Source organism: Gramella sp. Hel_I_59 (assembly GCF_006714895.1).
In the GTDB taxonomy this organism is placed as follows: domain Bacteria; phylum Bacteroidota; class Bacteroidia; order Flavobacteriales; family Flavobacteriaceae; genus Christiangramia.
Genome location: NZ_VFME01000001.1, coordinates 2,537,823 through 2,557,179 on the forward strand (window position 1 = coordinate 2,537,823; position 19,357 = coordinate 2,557,179).

Annotated in this window: 16 protein-coding genes and 1 tRNA gene; 11 read left to right on the top strand and 6 right to left on the bottom strand. The window is 36.2% G+C overall.

Annotated features, from left to right (window positions below; all coding sequences use genetic code 11):
• Positions 1-5 precede the first annotated feature (5 nt).
• The 3 genes from JM79_RS11700 to JM79_RS11710 are packed head-to-tail and all read left to right on the top strand — an operon-like array spanning position 6 to position 3,935.
• The gene (locus tag JM79_RS11700) at positions 6-1,505 is read left to right on the top strand and encodes a class I SAM-dependent DNA methyltransferase (RefSeq protein WP_141878321.1); all 1,500 of its coding nucleotides are present in this window, start codon (positions 6-8) and stop codon (positions 1,503-1,505) included.
• Positions 1,498-2,754 (top strand): restriction endonuclease subunit S, encoded by a 1,257-nt coding sequence (locus JM79_RS11705; RefSeq protein ID WP_141878322.1) that lies wholly within the window; start codon positions 1,498-1,500, stop codon positions 2,752-2,754. Before JM79_RS11700 ends, JM79_RS11705 begins: the two co-directional genes overlap by 8 nt.
• 8 nt (positions 2,755-2,762) lie before the next feature.
• Positions 2,763-3,935: a PD-(D/E)XK nuclease family protein gene (locus JM79_RS11710; RefSeq protein ID WP_221625453.1), complete on the top strand. Its 1,173-nt coding sequence runs from the start codon at positions 2,763-2,765 to the stop codon at positions 3,933-3,935.
• A 34-nt stretch (positions 3,936-3,969) separates the two neighbouring features.
• Here the strand turns inward: JM79_RS11710 and JM79_RS11715 are convergent, their stop codons facing one another.
• The 5 genes from JM79_RS11715 to JM79_RS11735 form a co-directional block, all read right to left on the bottom strand.
• On the bottom strand, positions 3,970-4,908 hold the full coding sequence (locus JM79_RS11715) for a hypothetical protein (RefSeq protein WP_141878324.1): 939 nt from the start codon (positions 4,906-4,908) through the stop codon (positions 3,970-3,972).
• A 2-nt stretch (positions 4,909-4,910) separates the two neighbouring features.
• The gene (locus JM79_RS11720; protein WP_141878325.1) at positions 4,911-6,764 is read right to left on the bottom strand and encodes a hypothetical protein; all 1,854 of its coding nucleotides are present in this window, start codon (positions 6,762-6,764) and stop codon (positions 4,911-4,913) included.
• 1 nt (position 6,765) lies between these two features.
• The gene (locus JM79_RS11725; protein ID WP_141878326.1) at positions 6,766-7,896 is read right to left on the bottom strand and encodes a metallophosphoesterase; all 1,131 of its coding nucleotides are present in this window, start codon (positions 7,894-7,896) and stop codon (positions 6,766-6,768) included.
• A gap of 8 nt (positions 7,897-7,904) precedes the next feature.
• Positions 7,905-8,738, bottom strand: coding sequence for a Dam family site-specific DNA-(adenine-N6)-methyltransferase (locus JM79_RS11730; protein ID WP_141878327.1), 834 nt, complete (start codon positions 8,736-8,738; stop codon positions 7,905-7,907).
• Positions 8,739-9,013: 275 nt separating this feature from the next.
• A tRNA-Ser gene (locus tag JM79_RS11735) sits at positions 9,014-9,098 on the bottom strand.
• A 218-nt stretch (positions 9,099-9,316) separates the two neighbouring features.
• On the opposite strand from JM79_RS11735, the gene JM79_RS11740 reads away from it, so the two are divergent.
• Both JM79_RS11740 and JM79_RS11745 read left to right on the top strand, forming a co-directional pair.
• Positions 9,317-9,943 (top strand): SGNH/GDSL hydrolase family protein, encoded by a 627-nt coding sequence (locus JM79_RS11740; RefSeq protein WP_141878328.1) that lies wholly within the window; start codon positions 9,317-9,319, stop codon positions 9,941-9,943.
• A 195-nt stretch (positions 9,944-10,138) separates the two neighbouring features.
• Positions 10,139-11,161 carry a M28 family metallopeptidase gene (locus JM79_RS11745; protein ID WP_141878329.1) on the top strand — a complete coding sequence of 341 codons (1,023 nt, stop codon included), beginning with the start codon at positions 10,139-10,141 and terminating at the stop codon, positions 11,159-11,161.
• 78 nt (positions 11,162-11,239) lie between these two features.
• On the opposite strand, the gene JM79_RS11750 is transcribed toward JM79_RS11745, so the two are convergent.
• A complete protein-coding gene (locus tag JM79_RS11750) occupies positions 11,240-11,881 on the bottom strand; it encodes a protein-L-isoaspartate(D-aspartate) O-methyltransferase (protein ID WP_141878330.1) in 642 nt (213 codons plus the stop codon).
• Between the two features lie 136 nt (positions 11,882-12,017).
• On the opposite strand from JM79_RS11750, the gene JM79_RS11755 reads away from it, so the two are divergent.
• The 6 genes from JM79_RS11755 to JM79_RS11780 all read left to right on the top strand — a co-directional run bounded on the left by JM79_RS11755 (position 12,018) and on the right by JM79_RS11780 (position 19,334).
• The gene (locus JM79_RS11755) at positions 12,018-12,983 is read left to right on the top strand and encodes a Gfo/Idh/MocA family oxidoreductase (protein ID WP_141879237.1); all 966 of its coding nucleotides are present in this window, start codon (positions 12,018-12,020) and stop codon (positions 12,981-12,983) included.
• A gap of 65 nt (positions 12,984-13,048) precedes the next feature.
• Positions 13,049-13,939 (top strand): 3-hydroxybutyryl-CoA dehydrogenase, encoded by an 891-nt coding sequence (locus JM79_RS11760; RefSeq protein WP_141878331.1) that lies wholly within the window; start codon positions 13,049-13,051, stop codon positions 13,937-13,939.
• A 72-nt stretch (positions 13,940-14,011) separates the two neighbouring features.
• Positions 14,012-15,247, top strand: coding sequence for a DUF1015 domain-containing protein (locus tag JM79_RS11765; RefSeq protein ID WP_141878332.1), 1,236 nt, complete (start codon positions 14,012-14,014; stop codon positions 15,245-15,247).
• Positions 15,248-15,310: 63 nt separating this feature from the next.
• On the top strand, positions 15,311-15,970 hold the full coding sequence (locus tag JM79_RS11770; protein WP_141878333.1) for a YggS family pyridoxal phosphate-dependent enzyme: 660 nt from the start codon (positions 15,311-15,313) through the stop codon (positions 15,968-15,970).
• An 18-nt stretch (positions 15,971-15,988) separates the two neighbouring features.
• On the top strand, positions 15,989-17,362 hold the full coding sequence (locus JM79_RS11775) for an exonuclease domain-containing protein (RefSeq protein WP_141878334.1): 1,374 nt from the start codon (positions 15,989-15,991) through the stop codon (positions 17,360-17,362).
• Complete coding sequence (locus JM79_RS11780; RefSeq protein ID WP_141878335.1) at positions 17,355-19,334, top strand: DUF3857 domain-containing protein; 1,980 nt, start codon at positions 17,355-17,357, stop codon at positions 19,332-19,334. The genes JM79_RS11775 and JM79_RS11780 overlap by 8 nt, the downstream gene beginning before the upstream one ends.
• Positions 19,335-19,357: the final 23 nt, after the last annotated feature.

The window sequence follows — 19,357 nt, forward strand, 5'->3', positions numbered from 1 at the left end:
GATCAATGAGTATACAAAATAGCATAGATAGGATTACTGATATTTTGCGTCGTGACGATGGGATTTCTGGCGCCATGCACTACACAGAACAAATTTCCTGGATCTTATTTTTAAAATTCTTAAATGACTATGAAGACAATAGAGCAGATGAAGCTTTTTTAGAAGGCAAACACTACAATTATGTGCTTCGGAAGGATTTACGTTGGAACGAATGGGCATCCCCAAAAGATGAAAATGGAAAATTAGATGTGAAGCGTGCGTTAACTGGAGACGATTTGATTGAGTTTGTCAACAATACGTTCTTTCCATATCTAAAAGCTTTTAAGAATGCCACGAACGATCCTAAATCCTTAAGCTATAAAATAGGAGCAATTTTCGAATATTTGGATAACCGTATCGCGAGCGGACACACCTTACGTGAAGTACTAGATATTATTGATGCCTTAGATTTTCAAAGCAGTGACGAATTGTTTGAGCTTTCACAAGTCTACGAAACACTTTTGCAAAGTATGGGAAGTGACGGTGGTAACTCTGGCGAATTCTATACCCCAAGAGCAATTATAAAAGCTATGGTAGATACCACCCGTATTGAGGTTGGCGATACTATTTATGATGGTGCCATAGGAAGTGGTGGTTTTTTGGTGGAAGCTTTTGATTACCTGACTGCAGGAAACAAGAAAGAAAAGCTATCAGCCAGAGAATGGGAAACCATTCAGAATGACACTTTTTTTGGGCAGGAAAAAACAAGTATGGGTTATGTAATGGGAATGATGAATATGATTCTACACGGTATTGAAAGTCCCAATGTTTTTAAAGGGAATACCTTAACCCAAAACATACGTGATTTTCAAGAGAAAGACCGGCACAATGTTATTTTAGCTAATCCACCCTTTGGCGGAAAGGAAAAGAAACAAATACAGCAGAATTTTCCGGTAGAAAGCAATGCTACTGAAATCTTATTCTTACAGCATTTTATGAAGATGTTGAAGTTAGAAGGGCGTGCAGCTATTGTTGTGCCAGAAGGTGTACTCTTTCAGACCAATAATGCGTTTACTAAAGTAAAGCAAAATCTCTTAGAAAATTTTAATGTCCATACAATCTTGAGCCTACCTAGTGGTGTGTTTTTGCCGTATAGTGGTGTAAAAACGAATGTACTTTATTTTGACCGCAAAGGAGCTACCAATGACATTTGGTATTATGACGTAACACCACCTTACAAGCTTACCAAAAACAAACCCATTACCTACGAGCATCTTCAAGAATTTATACATCTCTTTCACCACCCAGAAGAACGCAACGCAACCAACGCTAAAACAGGAGAAGGATGCAACGACTGGACAGTAAACGTAGCTGATATTAAAGATTACGACCTAAGCGCTAAAAACCCGCATAAAGTGGTGGAAGTAGTACATAGAACACCTAAAGAACTATTGACTTCCATCAAACAAAATGACATTAAAATAAATGAGTTGATGAACCAAATTGAAAGTTTGATTGATGGATAATAATATTAAAGATCTTCCTGAAAATTGGAAAACTTATTCCTTACAAGATTTAATTGACAATAATATTATTTTAAGTCATCTAGATGGTAATCATGGTAGCCTTTATCCGCGTAAGGAAGAGTTTATAGAGAAAGGAGTTCCATATATTTCAGCTAATTGCATTGAAGGTGATTCTATCTCGTTTGAAAAAGCGAAATATTTATCTAATGAAAGAGCTAAAAAATTTAAAAAAGGTGTAGCTAAAAATAGAGACGTCTTATTTGCTCATAATGCTACTGTGGGGCCTGTTGCCCTCTTAGACACAGATGAAGATTTTGTTATTCTTGGAACGAGTTTAACATATTACCGATGTAATGAAAAATTTTTAAAACCCGAGTATCTAAAACATTATCTAAGTTCTCAGGTATTTAAAAATCAATATTTAAAGGTGATGGGACAAGCTACTAGGAACCAAGTTCCAATAACAAAACAAAGAACTTTTTCCCATATTGTTCCCCCATTAGCCGAACAAAAACATATTATTGGCAAATTAGACAGATTATTTGAAAGGATCGATCAAGCTATTAGCTTGTTAGAAGAAAATATTTCCAACACAGAAGCTTTGATGGGGAGTGTATTGGATGAGGAGTTTCAGAGAGTAAAAGGAAAAGGTTGGCCGACATTAAAATTCACTGAATTTGCATCTTTAAGGCATGGACATCAATTTAGAAAATATGATTTTGTCGATTCAGGAATTCCTGTGGTGAAAATTGGTCAATGTAAAAAAGATGGATCACTAAACCTTTCTAATTGTAATTATATTGAATCATCAAGATTGAATGAATTTGAAGGAGACAGAATATATAAGGGGGATTTGTTGATGGCGTTAACTGGTGGTACTTTGGGGAAAGTAACTTGGGTGAGTGAAGATTATGGAGATTTAGTTCAAAACTATCGTGTCGGAAATTTCTTTAATATAGAAGGGAAAAGTATCAAACGATTTTTAATGTATGTTTTAATGTCTTCAATTTTTCAAGATCTTGTTGCCTCCAAAGTTAATCAGGGTGCGCAACCAAACATTGGTAAAGAAAATATAGACAATATGATTGTTCCTGTTCCTTCAATAAAAGAACAAGAAAAATTGGTTAGAAAGTTTGATGTAGCAATGAAAAATCAATCTAAAATAATAGAATTTCAAACCCAAAAACTCAATCATTTAAAAGTCTTAAAGAGCAGTTTGTTGGATCAGGCTTTTAAAGGGGAATTGTAGTTATGGACTTGTCAAAAGCAGAAAACTTACTTTACGAGTCCGGTGAAATTGTAAAAACGCACCAGGACGATATTAAAGAAAAAGGCGAAGACTTTAATATCTTTTCCATTTTAGATATGGAGACTAAAGAAACCAAAACGCATTCGGCAATGTTGGTTGCCTTATTGGACCCTACTGGAAATCATTATTATGACGAACTATTTTTAAAGCTATTTCTGGAAGAGATCGGATATAGAGACTATCAGAATGAAAATTTAAAGCTTGTTAAAGTGAAAGCTGAATATCCTCTTGGCACTATTTCTCAAGCTTACGACAGCGGAGGTTTTATAGATATACTGATTACCTTTCCATCTGGGAAAGCGATAGCTATCGAAAACAAAATTAATGCAGGTGATCAAAAAAATCAATTATATAGATATAGTTTGTATAAAGGGAACATGTGTGCATTGTACTATTTGAATCTTTTTGGAAAGTCACCCACGAAGGAAAGTTTGCATACTTTAGCAAAATCTGATTTTAAAATTATCTCTTATAAATTTCAGATTTTAAAATGGTTAGAGAATTGTCTAAATATTACCAAAGAAGGCTCTATAGTTGAAAATGCAATTAGGCAATACTACATACTAATACAAAAACTTACCATTACTATGGATAGGCCATTAGAAGATAAATTAAACAAGCTTATTGCAAATAATCTTAACGAGGCTGAGTTTATACGTACACATTATCAAAATGTTGTCAATAAGATCAGAGAAAGATTCAGATCAGAACTCCTGAAAAAACTGAATGATTCACTAACACAATGTATTGTACAACCGAGTCATCCTATCAATCATACCTATTCAAAAATATGGTTGACTCCAAGCGTTCCAAATCAAAAAGCCATTAAGTTTGGTATCGAATCATTCTCAGGAAAAAGTAAAAATAATAATGGACGCATATTTATTGGAATTTACGATGAACAAAGTAATTATGAATTTAAAAGAGATGGGGATTATAGATTAAGTTCCTGTTGGCCAGTTGTAAGTGATATTACTACACCAGATCAAAACCCATTAAACCTGGGCAGTATGCAGACTTTGGAAAAATTAAATTCTGATGAAAATTATTTTGAAAATATGCTAGAAGCAAGTTCCGGGCAAATAATAAATTTTATTAGAACCTATTTTGAAGAAAATTAAAACTGAAAGCGTGAATTTTTCTTCTGGTTACCAGTTAATCTGGAAAAATCAATTCCAGGATAGTTATTTCACCTGTTGGCTTTCGATCATTCATGGGGATTTCCTTTCCAGCTGAAATTCGCCAAACTTCAAGCATATCTTCATGTTTTAATGCTAAGAGTAAGCATAATAAAGTGAACGGTTTAGGACCACATGGTGCTAAAATAACTCTATTTTCTTTGATTAATTGAGTACAAAGATTATCCATTAAAAAATAAGTATATTCTAAATCCATAATTGGATATTCATATACATTTTTTTCAGCAACTTGGGTTAAAATCGTTTTGAGTATCTGTTTGGCTTCAGTATAGTAGTTTGAATTATAACTTTGATCTGTATGAAAAATGTAAGGAATTGCATCGAAATATTCCTTCAATCCGAAAACTTTATTAGGTTCGTTACCTAACCCAATGACTAATGAAGTAGGTTTAGTTGGTATTCCAAAATTACAGTAACCGTATAAAGGTTCGACAATTCTGTTAGGGGATTGATCGGGCTTTTCATTAACATGCTCTGCATGTGAATATCCGAACAGAATTTTTGCTTTATTTTTCTTATCAATATGAAAAATTGAATAAATTATATAAGAGTACCAATTACGGCTCATGGAAGAATAATCAAGATAGATTACAGGATCATCATTTTCTGAGATAACCTTTTCAACGGCAAGAGAAATTTTATTTAAGAAAAGTGTTTCATTCTCATGCTCTTCGGCCAGATAAAATTCGAAACCTAATTGCTTATATCTCGTATCGTTCTTGATTCTATTTTTGGAATTTTTGTAGTGATCAAAACAAATTACAAGTCCATTTTTTATAATTGATCGAAATTTGTTTGCTTGGAAAGTTGCCCTATTTTCAAAACCGGATGCCCCAATGAACAAATCGATTTTATTAATATTCTCTAATTTTTCGAAGTGTTGTACTTTAAACATCTTTAGAAGATTTCAGTTTGATGATTGGTTGGTTTTTCACCTCTTAGAATAACACTTAATTTCACAAACGAAATAATCCGGTTTGGTATTTTGTATCTTGGAGTAAGAAATGCTGACAATCTAAACCTTTTATTAATTACGCCTGTTTTGGACAAACTCTCGACAGGATCCAAATAAACAATAGCACCTAGATGTAATGCCGTCTCTAATAATGCTACAATCTTTGCATTAATATCTACGTCTACAATAAAGGTTGTAGGTGAAGATTTTTGAAACTCGTTTGATACTAACTTTTGGAAAAAAAAGTTTCCAATTTTATCGATCAAATCAGTTGCCAAATTGAAATCCGAATTGTTTACAGTAATCGTAGAATCAGGATGATTTTTCAATAAGTTGAAATATTTCTTAGAAGCAACTGATATTACGCTGGACTGGCTATTTTTAGAAATTGGAAAATCACCCGAGTTATTTTGATTTAAAATCTCATTTATCAACCCAATTAATAACCGAGGATTACCATCACATATTTCATAAATATAAGGTACACCAAAGTGAATAGGTGGATTGCGCCTCGTTCTATTCTTATAAATCAATCGATAGATTGCATCAACCTTATATTTCAGAAAAACACTTTTCTGTAATGCTGGATCGTTTGTGAAGGGTTCGTCTGAATTAATACCTCTTTTATCTATAAATTGTTTAAATGAATCATCTATTATGGCTAATCGTTTGAAAAGGTAATACAGTGCACTTTTTTTCGCTGTAGAAGGATATAATTGTGAATTTTTTTTATATCCTATCTGTTCCTTTTCAAAGGAATTTAAGCTGTTTAACTCATCCACTATTAGCGTATTTAATATCCATTCTCCAAATATGCTATTTACATCAAGGACACCACTGTCATATTTATTTATAATCTTTTTCTCAATTAAGCGAGCAGAAAATCTTGACCACTTATTAAGGCCCTCTTCGTCATATACCCAAAGTTTGACTGAACTAAAATCATTCCCCTGAGTAACATCTATTTCATTGTTTTCAATATCAAATAAAGGAGTAGTAGTTAACTTAAATATAAATTTTTGGTCAACGCTTCTGAGAAACGAAACTAATTTCATTTGTAAAAACTTTGGAACTATTTCGAGCTCATCGAAGCATAGCGCCCACTTCATATTATCTTTAAAATCAATATTTTCCTCTACTACTTTACAACCTAGCTTGGTCAGATCGAAAAATTCGTTAAAAACATAATTAGGGAGGTTTCCACGAAAATCTTTCTGCTTACCACTAAAAATTAACTTCTTAATCAAGTTGTTAATTTGCCTAACTCGCTGTAATATTTCCAACTCTACATTATCAAGGTTAGGTATTGTGTTTGTGGGTAACTCCCAGTTACTAATTAAACCTTTACTTATTTTATACTCTTTCTGAATTTTGACCAGGGGATCTGAAACTTGGAAATCAAGAATTGATTTAAATGTTTTACATAAAGCAATATTAATATTACAGGAAAATAAAAATTCAATAATTATTTCTACAACTGAATTTTCATTTTTAAGATGTTTCCTTAAATAATCGAATTGGTTTTTCCATTGGATATCTGATGGTACATAAACACCAGTAAATTTAATATTATCCTTAATGGATGACGATTCTTCGTCGTTCCAGTAGGCTAATCCAGCAGGAGTAAGCATTTTCAGTAATGTTGTTTTGCCACAGCCTCTAGATCCCATCAACAACATGCTACTATCCTTGGCTAATTCACGATATTCATCATTTACTACAAATGATTCCGAAATGTCTTTGAAGGAAAAATATCGGGCATTGAATGTATCGTACAGTAAAAGTTTATCAATCATTTCATCTACTGGTTAAAACAGCTGGTTTTAATGGAAATTCCGGCTGAGGAACTAAATTAAATTGCTTGTTTAATAAATCTCCCAATTTGATCAGAGTTTCTGGAGTCATGTAATCTAATTCAGGATTTGCCAACATCACGCTTTCATACAAAACAGCATCTGAATTAAAACTATCAAAAGTTGTTTTTATCTTCTTAGCTAATGTATTTAAATTTACTCTTTCTCCAAATCCAATTTCTGGTGGAAAACGATGGTTTAATTCTACCTCCCAGCCATTTTGAATATTATATTCCCATGAAAATATTTTTCCTTTGCTTTTTGATTTTATGTCCACCACGTGAAACATTGTTTTAAAACCAGTCCCTTGTAAATTCTCAAATGAAGAGAAACTCCCACTAGCAAAGATCGTAAGACCATCCCTCTCTACAATTCTTGGTTGATGCTTATGACCATGAATAACTAAATCGTAATTGTACCTATTTAAAATTGTCAACAATGTATCCCCGCGATCCAGTGAATCAGCGTCTCTCCAATTTTCTATATTTGAATGTTTAATTGGATGGTGATGTAGTATACATATTTTGATTTTTTGTTCATCAGAATTCAGTTCTTCTTCTATGGCTTCCAATGTTCTATGTGAAATTTCTGAAATTCCCGCACTCGCTTCATCTATATGATTGAGAACTGTATTTATCATCAGAATTTCAAAATCTTTAAATTCGTAAATACAATAGCCCTCCTGCCAGAACTTTAGGTTCGATTCTTTATCAGGTGTTGGAAAATTAATACTAAAATTCTCTATGTACTCAAATGGCTTTTCACCTACATATGTTTTTCTCGAATTTACATCATGGTTTCCAGGTATTCCAATTAAGATTTCGGCATTCATCTCATTTTTTATTCTGTTCAATCCTTCCCAAGCTGATTTAATTCCTTGCTTATAAGCTTTATCTCCTAGGTCTCCCAAACACAGGACAATATCAGAATGAGTTGACTTATCCTCACCAATTTTTTTCAAAATTGAAGAAATTGGATTCTGGTTAATAGGCACATCAGGAATATCTGAATAAAAAAAAGAACTATTACCTTTTTTTTCAGTACAGTGCAAATCACTAATTATACATAACTTCATTCCAGGTATCAATAGTTTTTTATAATTATTTCTGGTATTTTCTTCCTTATTTTTTTACCACTAATGCTTCTTACAGTGTCAAGCTGAATTATATTCCAATGTTTATACTGCTTCCTTATAAATTCAATATCTGGGTACGAGATAAGGACATAGGAATCGTTATTAGCCAGATTGGATGCGTATTCTGCCAACTCTAAATGATCATTTTTTGTGAAATGATCTTTAGTATATTGACGCTGATGATTAGACCAATCATAAGGTGGATAAGGGGGATCCATGTAGACAAAATCGTTCCTTTTAATATCTGTTACTACAGATTTATAATCTCTGGCTAATATCGTGGTATCTTGAAGTTTCAAGCTTATAGCTGAAAGATGATCGTATGCAGGCAGACTAGGTTTGGTCTTACCTAATGGAACATTATAACTCCCTCGCTTGTTAATCCTGTACATACCATTATAATTGGTGTGAATAAGAAAAATAAATCTACCAGCTTGTTCGTAACCAGACCTTCTAATATTTTTGTTGTAATCCTCTCGAATCTTGTAATAATATTCATGATTCCTTTCGAAACGTTTCGCGTGAAATTTTAAAAGTTCACTTATCTTTTCGAAGTTACTTTTAATGGAATTATAAGAATTTATTAATGGAAAATTTACATCAGATATAGTTGAGGAAGGAAAAGATGACTGAAAGAATAGACTTCCAGCACCTAAAAAGGGTTCAAAATAATTTGTAATGGTATTTGAAGGAAGATTGTTAATGATCTCTGTAATTAATTTCTGCTTACCACCTGCCCATCGCAAAAATGGCTTTTCAACTAAAACTTCTTTATCGATCATGTAGAAATTAAACAAAAATTGTTTAAGTAATTCGAAAACTTCATATTAGAATACTACAAACTTACTTGTAATTATAAGTCGCCAGCAAAATAACATATAAAAAAAGAAAAAGCTTAGTAATATTGCAAGAATAGCTTTCAAAAATTGAGATCTGATTGGTGATCCCTAGAATATTCTTGCTAGAACTCATTTGATTTAAAAATGGAACAAACAACACCTAATTCAACACCTAAAAATACAAAGCCCCGTTATCATTGAGATACGGGGCTTTTCTGCGGAGAAAGAGGGATTCGAACCCCCGGAGGTGTGACCCTCAACAGTTTTCAAGACTGCCGCATTCGACCGCTCTGCCATTTCTCCTGAGTGTCCTATCAGCTATTTGCTGATTGCGGGTGCAAATATAACAAGCTTTTTTAATTTTCAACAACTAATTTCTAAACTTTTTCTTCTTTTTTCGTAGCTGCTTCTATATCAGTCAATTTCATATTAATAATTTACTTTGAAAAATTCAATAGAAATTTTAGCTTCTATTTTTATTTACTTTTCTTTCAATCTTTATACGAAATTCTAACAGAATTATGGAGCAGGATTGGGCAGCTTTAAATAAGTATCGCGAAGAGAACATAAAAATTACGCAAAGTTCAATATGGCCGGAAGTAGTTTTTATGGGCGACTCAATTACAGAAGCATGGGCGAATCTTCATCCAAAATTTTTTGACAGCAACAATTATCTTGGTAGAGGTATTGGCGGCCAAACCACTCCACAAATGCTTATAAGATTCACGGCAGATGTACTAGATCTAAATCCAAAAGCAGTAGTAATTTTAGGAGGAACGAATGATATCACCGAGAACACAGGAACCTCTTCCATCAAAATGATTACCGACAATATCAAAGCCATGGCATACCTGGCAGAAAAGAAAAATATTAAAGTGATACTAAGTTCGGTGCTTCCGGTTAACAATTATCCATGGCGACCCGGGTTGAAACCTGTTTCCAAAATAGAGGTACTGAAAGCCTGGCTTCAGAATTTCACACAAGAGAATGGATATGTCTACCTCGATTATTTTGACTCGTTGCGTGATGAAAACAAGGGACTACCGAAAAGATTTTCCGAAGATGGAGTACATCCTAATTCCATTGCATATCGAATCATGGAACCCCTAGCTATAGAAGCCATCAAAAAAGCATTACGCAACCAGTAGAAAACTTGGAAAATACTCATCCACATGCATTTGCATTAGTCAATAAATTTTCAGATTCTAAGTTAATTTCCTCAGTAAGTATGCAATTCAATTTAAACCTTCTGAACTTCTCTTAGTCTATTTACTAAGGGACATTCATATCCTTTACATCAAAACCGCTATATTGGCGGCATTAATGAATAACTAATTTATAATATGAAAAAAATTTGGTTTCTGGCCTTACCTGCCCTTTTAGCCGCATGTAGCGCCCATAACAAGAAGATCGAGAATGCAGATCCTATGGAATATGCTAACACGATCACTTCCGAAGAACTTAAGGAACATCTTTATACATTTGCCAGTGATGAATTTGAAGGTCGTGAGACTGGAGAGCCTGGTCAGAAAATGGCTGCAGAATATCTTAAGAACGAATATAAAAGTCTCAACCTACCTTCTCCAATTGGCGGTGATGACTATTACCAGGAAGTACCTGTAAGTTATTTCAAAAGAGGGAATGTAAAACCGACAGAGAATGTCGTTGCATTTTTAAAAGGTTCTGAAAAGCCTGATGAGATCCTTGTTATTTCTTCTCATTACGATCATGTTGGGATGGACGATGAAGGAAATGTTTATAATGGTGCAGATGATGATGGTTCTGGTACCGTTGGGGTTCTTGAAATCGCTGAAGCTTTTGTTGAAGCCAGCAAAGATGGATACACACCAAAACGTTCTATTCTTTTCCTGAATGTAACTGGTGAAGAAAAAGGACTGGTTGGTTCTAAATTTTATACAGATGAACCAATTTTCCCACTTGCTAATACCGTAGCAAACCTTAATATCGATATGATTGGTAGAATCGATCCTGATCATGAAGGGAAAGAAGACTACGTGTATCTAATTGGAAGTGATAAGCTAAGCACAGATCTTCATGAATTAAGTGAGAACGTAAACACTAAATTTGTGAATATGGATCTTGACTATAAGTATAACGACGAGAACGATCCAAACAGATTTTATTACCGAAGTGATCACTATAACTTCGCAAAAAACAATATTCCGATCATTTTCTATTTTAACGGGACTCATGCCGATTATCACAAAATGACCGATACTCCAGATAAAATCGAATACGACCTGTTAGCCAAACGTGCACAATTAGTATTTCTTACTGCCTGGGAGATCGCTAACCGTGATGAAAGAATCGTGGTTGATAAACCAATCGAAAAAGATTCAGAATAATTGCGGAACACATAAAAAATAAAAAGCTCCTTCACAGGAGCTTTTTTTATGCTTTGATCTCAACTTTCGAGATGTTATTTAGTTCTTATTCTGAAGCAGTGGTACAAATCTAAAGTTTCCGTATTCAGTTTTATCAAACTCTTTTGGAGATTTTCGAATAAACAGGGTCATGATCTGCACATCTGTTCCTACCGGGATGACCAGACGTCCCCCGACTTTTAACTGACTCAGCAGATCCATAGGAACTTCCGGCGCACCGGCCGTAACAATAATCTTGTCATAAGGGGCATATTCAGGGATTCCCTTGTAACCATCACCAAAACTTAGATATTTAGGCCTATAACCGATCTTCGACAAAAAGGTTTTGGTCTTTTTATATAATTCTTTTTGTCTTTCAATACTAAAGACCTTCGCGCCAAGCAGACAAAGAACCGCCGTTTGATAACCACTTCCAGTTCCAACTTCCAGCACCTTTTCACCGGGTTTTACTTCTAGTAATTCAGATTGAAATGCTACCGTATAAGGTTGTGAAATAGTTTGATCTGCCGCAATGGGGAATGCCTTGTCCTGGTATGCATGATCTTCAAAACTGCTATCCATAAACAGATGCCTTGGGATCTTTCCAATGGCAGCCAGCACTTTCTTATCGGTGATTCCCTTTTTCTCCACCGTTCTTACTAATTGCTGTCTTTTTCCCTGATGTCTGTAAGTATCTTTCAAGTCCGGTTTGCTTTGTTGCGGGTATAAAATTAGGCAAAGAAGCCGACTATTCCCAAGTAATTTGCACTCCCAATTTGGCCTGTAATTGTAAAGTATTTAATATCAAAATGCTATTTTTGTGAAAAATGCAAAATATATGCTGAAAGCAGGGGTTCTGGGTGCAGGTCATCTCGGGAAAATTCATCTTAAATTATTACAGCAGTCAGAAAAATATGATCTCATCGGGTTTTATGATGCGAATGCTGAAAATGCAAAAAAGATCTCAGAAGAATTTGGCTACAAAATGTATGAGAATCTGGATGAACTTATTGCAGATGCAGATGTAATCGATGTGGTCACTCCTACCCTCGCGCATTTTGATGTTGCAAAAAAAGTGATTACTGCTGGTAAACATTTATTCATTGAAAAACCTATTACCAATACCTACGAGGAGGCGGAAGAACTTATCAAACTTGCGAAAAAGCATGAAGTAAAAGGACAGGTTGGTCACGTAGAAAGATTCAATCCTGCATTTCAGGCGGTTAAAAATCGCATTGAAAACCCAATGTTCATTGAAGCGCATCGTTTAGCTGAATTTAATCCGCGTGGGACAGATGTGCCGGTGGTGCTTGACCTTATGATCCACGATATTGATGCGGTGATGAGCGTAGTAAAATCTGAAGTAGTAAAGATCAATGCCAGCGGAGTTTCAGTAATTAGCGACACTCCAGATATTGCGAATGCGCGTATAGAGTTCGCAAATGGTTGTGTGGCAAATCTTACCGCGAGCAGGATCTCTATGAAGAACATGAGAAAATCGAGATTCTTTCAGCGTGATGCATATATTTCAGTAGATTTTCTGGAGAAAAAATGCGAGGTCGTGAAAATGAAGGATGCTCCACAAGATCCAGATGATTTCGCAATGATCCTACAGAATGCTGAAGGAGTGAAAAAGCAGATCTATTTTGATAATCCAGATGTTTCAGCCAACAATGCCATTCTTGAAGAACTGGAAAGTTTCGCTGAAGCTATCCACAATAATACCGAACCAGTGGTTACCATGCAACAGGCGGCAAATGCCCTTAAAGTTGCCAACCAGGTGATCGCCAATTTTAATATTTAAACTAAAATACTGTTCAGGATGTTTCCGAAGCGAAGCAAACCGGAACACTTAAAATCTATATTTCTATGAAGAATATTGCCGTAATAGGAGCCGGAACGATGGGAAATGGGATCGCACATACCTTTGCCCAAAGCGGATATAAAGTAAATTTGATCGATATTTCTGAAGATAGCCTGAAACGAGGAATGGATACTATTTCAAAGAACCTTGATCGAATGGTATCCAAAGAAAAGATCTCCGAAGATGACAAAAATAAGACCTTATCTAACGTTAGCACTTTTACCAGCATTGCTGCAGGAGTTAAAGATGTAGACCTTGTTGTAGAGGCCGCGACAGAAAACACAGACCTTAAACTGAAGATCTTTAAGGATCTTGATGCGAATACTGAAGCGAAAACTATCCTGGCAACTAACACCAGCTCTATTTCGATTACCCAGATCGCCGCTGCAGTTTCTAATCCTGAAAGAGTTATTGGAATGCACTTTATGAATCCTGTGCCAATCATGAAGTTAGTAGAGATCATTCGCGGTTACAACACCAGCGATGAGATCACCAATACGATCATGGAGCTTTCGAAGAAATTAAATAAAGTGCCGGTAGAGGTGAATGATTACCCGGGATTTGTGGCAAACAGGATTCTAATGCCTATGATCAACGAGGCGATCGAAACTCTCTACAATGGCGTTGCAGGAGTTTACGAGATCGATACTGTGATGAAACTTGGAATGGCACATCCTATGGGACCACTGCAACTGGCAGATTTTATTGGTCTTGATGTTTGTCACTCCATTCTGGAAGTGATGTATGATGGCTTTAAAAACCCAAAATATGCACCTTGCCCACTACTTACCAATATGGTTCGCGCAGGCAAGATTGGGGTGAAATCTGGTGAAGGTTTCTATGATTATTCTGAAAGCAGAAAAGCTGAAAAAGTTTCGGAACAATTTAGCAGCTAGAACTGCTGAAATTATTAGGGCTAAATTTCATGTTATACTGAAATATCTGCAGCCTGAAAATAGCATTTAAAATTGACAAAAATACTACCTTTTAAAGCGGTTCGCCCGGCAAGAGAATTTGCCGGGCTTGTCGCATCCCGTTCATATGAGGATTATAATGAGGAGGAATTGAAGGCTCAGCTGGAATTCAATCCTTATTCATTTCTACACATCATAAATCCCGGGTATAAATTTCAGCATGAAATTGGCGGTGAAAAGCGATTTGGAATGGTCAAGAACCGTTACCTCGAGTTTCGCGAAGACTGTACTTTTATACAGGACGAACTTCCCTCCTATTATATTTATAAGATTCATACCCGTGATGGGGATTGCTGCGGAATCATTGCAGCGGCAAGTGTTGAAGATTACGAAAACAACATCATCAAACGGCATGAAGATACCATAGCGCACCGTGAAGAATTATTTAAAGAATATCTGAAGGTCGTTGGCTTTAATACAGAACCGGTACTGCTTACCTATCCAGATGATCCCGTGATCAATGAGTTGCTGGAGGAAAGAATGAGATCAAGGCCAGAATATGAATTTGCAACGGCAAATAAAGAAATCCATTCGCTTTGGCTTATCGACGAGCCAGAAAACATCGAGAGGATCAGGCAACAATTTGCTGCGATCGAACAATTATATATTGCAGATGGTCATCATCGTAGTGCATCTTCCTGGTTACTGGCTAAGGAAAGCAGAGATCAAAACCCTGATCATACAGGAAAAGAAGCCTATAATTTCTTTATGAGCTACCTCATCTCTGAAAGCAACCTTCGAATTTTCGAATTCAGCCGACTCATAAAAGACCTGAACGGACATTCAAAAGAAGAATTCCTGATCCTGCTTGACGAATGGTTCAGAATAGAAAATCGAGGGATCGATATTTACAAACCTTCCAAAAAGCATCATTTTAATATGTACCTGGATGGCGAATTCTATTCTTTATATCTTCGGAAGCATAACGCGAAGTTTACAGATTCACTAAGTGAGTTGGATTCCTATATTTTGTATGAGAAGATTCTGAAGCCTATTCTGGGAATTGAGGATCTTCGTTACGACAAACGCATCGCGTATATTCATGGTCGCAATGATCTAATTGAATTAAAAACAAGGGTAGATAGCGGGGAATTTGAAGTCGGATTTGGAATGTTACCTGCCGGTATCGAAGAAATCAAGCAAATTGCCGATGAAAATTTGACCATGCCGCCAAAAAGTACTTATATTGAGCCGAAATTGCGAAGTGGTCTTACCATTTATGAATTTTGACTTCAGCGCAATAACCAACCTGCCCTACCAGGGATTTTATATCCTTAATTAAAGTTATAAAGGATGAGTGTTTCAGAAAATATAAAAAAGTACAGAAGTGAACTTCCTGAAGATGTGAAGCTGGTCGCTATCTCAAAGACTAAGCCTAACGAGGATCTTATGGAAGCTTACGAAGCTGGTCAACGAATTTTTGGAGAGAACAAGATCCAGGAAATGACCGATAAGTGGGAAGAACTTCCCAAAGATATCGAATGGCATATGGTTGGTCACGTACAGCGCAATAAAGTGAAGTACATGGCACCCTATGTGAACCTGATTCACGCGGTGGATAGCCTGAAATTATTAAAGGAAATCAACAAACGCGCGAAACAGAATGAACGTTCTATCGATTGTTTATTACAGATAAAGATCGCTGAAGAGGATTCAAAATTCGGGATCAGCAGGCAGGAAGCTCGTGAAATCCTGGAATCTGAAGCTTACGCCGAAATGAAATATGTGAATATCGTTGGATTGATGGGAATGGCAACATTTACTGAAGATGAGAAACAGGTCCGCGAAGAATTTGATCGTTTGAAGTCCGCTTTCGAGGATTTTAGCCAGGATTTCCCTGAACTTCAAGAGGTCTCTATGGGTATGAGCGGTGATTATAAAATTGCCGTGGATTGCGGTTCTACCATGGTAAGAATTGGCAGCAGCATCTTTGGAGAACGCAACTATAATTAAAATAAGAGGAGAGAGTATTTGTACGCTATACTAGACATAGAAACCACCGGTGGGAAATACAATGAGGAAGGAATCACCGAAATAGCAATTTATAAGTTCGATGGCCTTAAGGTCGTGGATCAATTCATTAGCCTGGTAAATCCAGAACAGCCTATTCAGCCGTTCGTTGTTAATTTAACCGGGATCAATAATGATATGCTACGGAATGCTCCTAAGTTCTATGAAGTAGCTAAACGAATCGTAGAAATCACTAAAGACTGTATCCTGGTCGCGCATAATGCTAAATTCGACTACCGGATTCTAAGAACTGAATTTAGACGACTCGGCTTCGAATACGAACGCCAGAGTCTTTGCACCGTAGAACTTTCTCAGAAATTAATTCCCGGTCAGCCTTCTTATAGTTTAGGCAAGCTGGTAAGATCGCTGGGGATTCCTTTAAGTGATCGTCACAGGGCTTCAGGCGATGCACAGGCGACTATTAAATTATTTAAGATGCTTCTTGCGAAAGATGTCGAAAAAAACATTATGAAGGAGCATGTACGAAAAGAACCAAAAAAGAATCTTGACACAAAGCTGGTTTTTATCCTGGAAGAACTTCCTTCAGAAACCGGTGTTTATTATTTCCATAATGAGAATGGAGATATCATCTATGTTGGGAAATCGAGAAATATCAGGAAAAGAGTAAATCAGCATTTTACCAATGACAATCCAAAGTCGCGGGAAATGCAGAAAAAGGTAGCTTCAGTATCTTTTGAACTTACCGGCAATGAGCTCATTGCACTGTTAAAAGAGAACCAGGAAATAAAACAGATAAAACCTAAATATAACCGGGCTTTAAAAAGAGATATTTTCAGCCATGCTTTATATCATTCAGTAGACGAAAAAGGTTATATCAATTTAAAAATCGGCAAGGCTGTAAGTTCCAGGGATCGCATCACCACCTTCAGTTCTTTGCGTTCTGCGAAGAATTCTTTAACCAAATGGGTGGAGGAATATGAATTGTGTGAAAGATTATCTGGATTACACGGGGGCAATGGAAATTGCTTTGCGTATACTATCAAAAGTTGCCACGGTGCCTGCGTGGAAGAGGAACAACCGGAAACCTATAATGAACGAGTGCGTGAACTTATTGATCGCTATTCTTACGAAAACAAGGATATGCTATTGGTAGGTCGTGGAAGAGAAGTTGATGAAAAAAGCGCTTTATTGATCGAGGATGGCGAATTTAAAGGCGTAGGTTACTTCAATCTAAATCACCAGATCAACAATCTGGACATCATCAGGTCTATTATTACACCCATGAATAATAACCGTGATGCTGAACATATTATCCAAAGCTTTTTAAGGAAAAAGCATCAATTTAAAATCATCCAATTATCCATTCATGAGTAAATTTTTTACGCTGGTATTTTTATTATGTATCAGCTTTGTTCCTGCACAGAATTCTAACTATTCTACTGAAGAATTTGAAGTATCAAGAGAAGACCTTTTAGCAACTAATTACGCCCCAGACACCACGGCGCATGCTGTTTATATCTACGAGTCTGGTTTTACTGAATTTGATCCAGATGAGGATCACGATCTGGTAACCAATTATAAGGCGAAGATCAAGATCCTGGATAAGCAGGGAATTGACTATGCAACTATTAAAGTACCATTGGGCAAGAGCAGAGAGAGCGGCAAGGTCAAGGAATTAAAAGATCTTAAAGCCCATACCTTCAAATTAGTGAACGGTCGTATCGTAAAGAGGAAAGTAGAAACATCGGCTACTTTCGAAAGCGAGCACAAGTACTACAATGAGTTTTCTTTTGCTTTTCCAGATGTAGAACCGGGAGATGTTATTCAGTTTTCATATAAGATCGTTTCCCCGTTTACATTCAATTTCAGAACCTGGGAATTTCAGGAGGATATTCCAAAAATGCATTCGCAGTTCACGTCGAAGATTCCTGGAAATTATGAATACCACACCACGCTTACCGGAGGAAGGAAACTTCATAAACATGAAGATAAGTTAATCGAACATTGTATAAGTTTTGGTATTACCTCATCCATGGCAGGTTGCGTAGAGACTTTGTATGTGATGAAGGATATTCCTGCTTTTATCGAGGAAGACTACATGACCAGCGAAGATAATTATATCGCCAAGATCGAGTATGAATTGAAGCAGATCACCAGAACCGATGGTTTTGAACGTAAATACACCCTAACCTGGGATGATGCAGATAAAGAGATTAGAACTTCCAGCAACTGGGGAAAACAGTGGAAAAGAGATAATGCCGTAAAGGATGTACTTCCCGAAGCAATTAGCAGTCTTCCAAATACGCTCGAAAAAGCAAAAAAGATCTACTATTTTATTCAGGAGAATTACAAGTGGAATGGCGAATATGATATCCATGGTGATATGAACATCAAAGATATCGTTGACAGTAAGTCCGGAAGTGTGCTTGCGATCAATAGCCTGTTGCATAATGTCTATGCTTCCGAAGAATTCAATGTGTTTCCTGTGCTGGCTTCTACCAGAAGAAACGGTTTCGCTCCAAGAGTTCACCCTGCAGTTTCAGAATACAATTACTTCTTCATTCAGCTAAAAATAGACGAAAAGGAGTATAATCTTGATCTAACCGATGAGCAACTGGATTTTGGCCGACTTCCATTTCGCGCTCTGAATACTTATGCGCGTAAAGTAAACCTGGATGGTTCCAGTGACTGGATGTCGATCGAACCAAATGACTTCAGTAATTATGCTTTTAGAGATTCTTTAAAAGTGCACGAGGATGGTACGGCGTCTGGAACATCTAATCAGCATTTAAGCGGATACCATGCGGTGAATTTCAGAAATAAGATTAAGGAAAACGGTAAAGACAAGATATTCCTCGACCTTTCTAAAGCTCAGCAATTCACGAGATCTACAGATATCGCGGTAGAAAACCTTGATGATGTTGAAAACGGACTCCAGATCGAATACACGCTTGAAAATGTAAGTCAGAAGATCAATGATCTTATCTATTTGAACCCCTTCAGCTTTCAGTTTTTCGAAAAGAATCCTTTTAACCTGGATGAGCGTACCTATCCTATCGACTTCGGATATAGGAATGCTTTTAGCTATTCCGCAGAAATTCATATTCCTGAAGGTTATTCAGTAAAAGAACTTCCGGAGCAAAAGGCCATCAGGTTACCGGGGAACGGAGGAGCTTTGATATTTAATGCCATTAGTTTTTCTGAAAATGTAGTCATGGTTCAATGCCGTATGACGCTTTCCCAAACGCTCTATACGCCGGAGTACTACGACGGACTCAAAAAATTCTTTAATGAATTGATGACAGTTCAAAGTCAGTCGCTCATTGTACTCGAGGAAAATAGCTAAATTAGAACCTATGAAACGTAGAT

Bases quoted from the DNA above. Each gene is read 5' to 3' on its own strand.
- JM79_RS11700 (WP_141878321.1), top strand. From the start codon at position 6: ATGAGTATACAAAATAGCATAGATAGGATTACTGATATTTTGCGTCGT.
- JM79_RS11705 (WP_141878322.1), top strand. From the start codon at position 1,498: ATGGATAATAATATTAAAGATCTTCCTGAAAATTGGAAAACTTATTCC.
- JM79_RS11715 (WP_141878324.1), bottom strand. From the start codon at position 4,908: ATGTTTAAAGTACAACACTTCGAAAAATTAGAGAATATTAATAAAATC.
- JM79_RS11720 (WP_141878325.1), bottom strand. From the start codon at position 6,764: ATGATTGATAAACTTTTACTGTACGATACATTCAATGCCCGATATTTT.
- JM79_RS11725 (WP_141878326.1), bottom strand. From the start codon at position 7,896: ATGAAGTTATGTATAATTAGTGATTTGCACTGTACTGAAAAAAAAGGT.
- JM79_RS11730 (WP_141878327.1), bottom strand. From the start codon at position 8,738: ATGATCGATAAAGAAGTTTTAGTTGAAAAGCCATTTTTGCGATGGGCA.
- JM79_RS11740 (WP_141878328.1), top strand. From the start codon at position 9,317: ATGGAGCAGGATTGGGCAGCTTTAAATAAGTATCGCGAAGAGAACATA.
- JM79_RS11745 (WP_141878329.1), top strand. From the start codon at position 10,139: ATGAAAAAAATTTGGTTTCTGGCCTTACCTGCCCTTTTAGCCGCATGT.
- JM79_RS11755 (WP_141879237.1), top strand. From the start codon at position 12,018: ATGCTGAAAGCAGGGGTTCTGGGTGCAGGTCATCTCGGGAAAATTCAT.
- JM79_RS11760 (WP_141878331.1), top strand. From the start codon at position 13,049: ATGAAGAATATTGCCGTAATAGGAGCCGGAACGATGGGAAATGGGATC.
- JM79_RS11770 (WP_141878333.1), top strand. From the start codon at position 15,311: ATGAGTGTTTCAGAAAATATAAAAAAGTACAGAAGTGAACTTCCTGAA.
- JM79_RS11780 (WP_141878335.1), top strand. From the start codon at position 17,355: ATGAGTAAATTTTTTACGCTGGTATTTTTATTATGTATCAGCTTTGTT.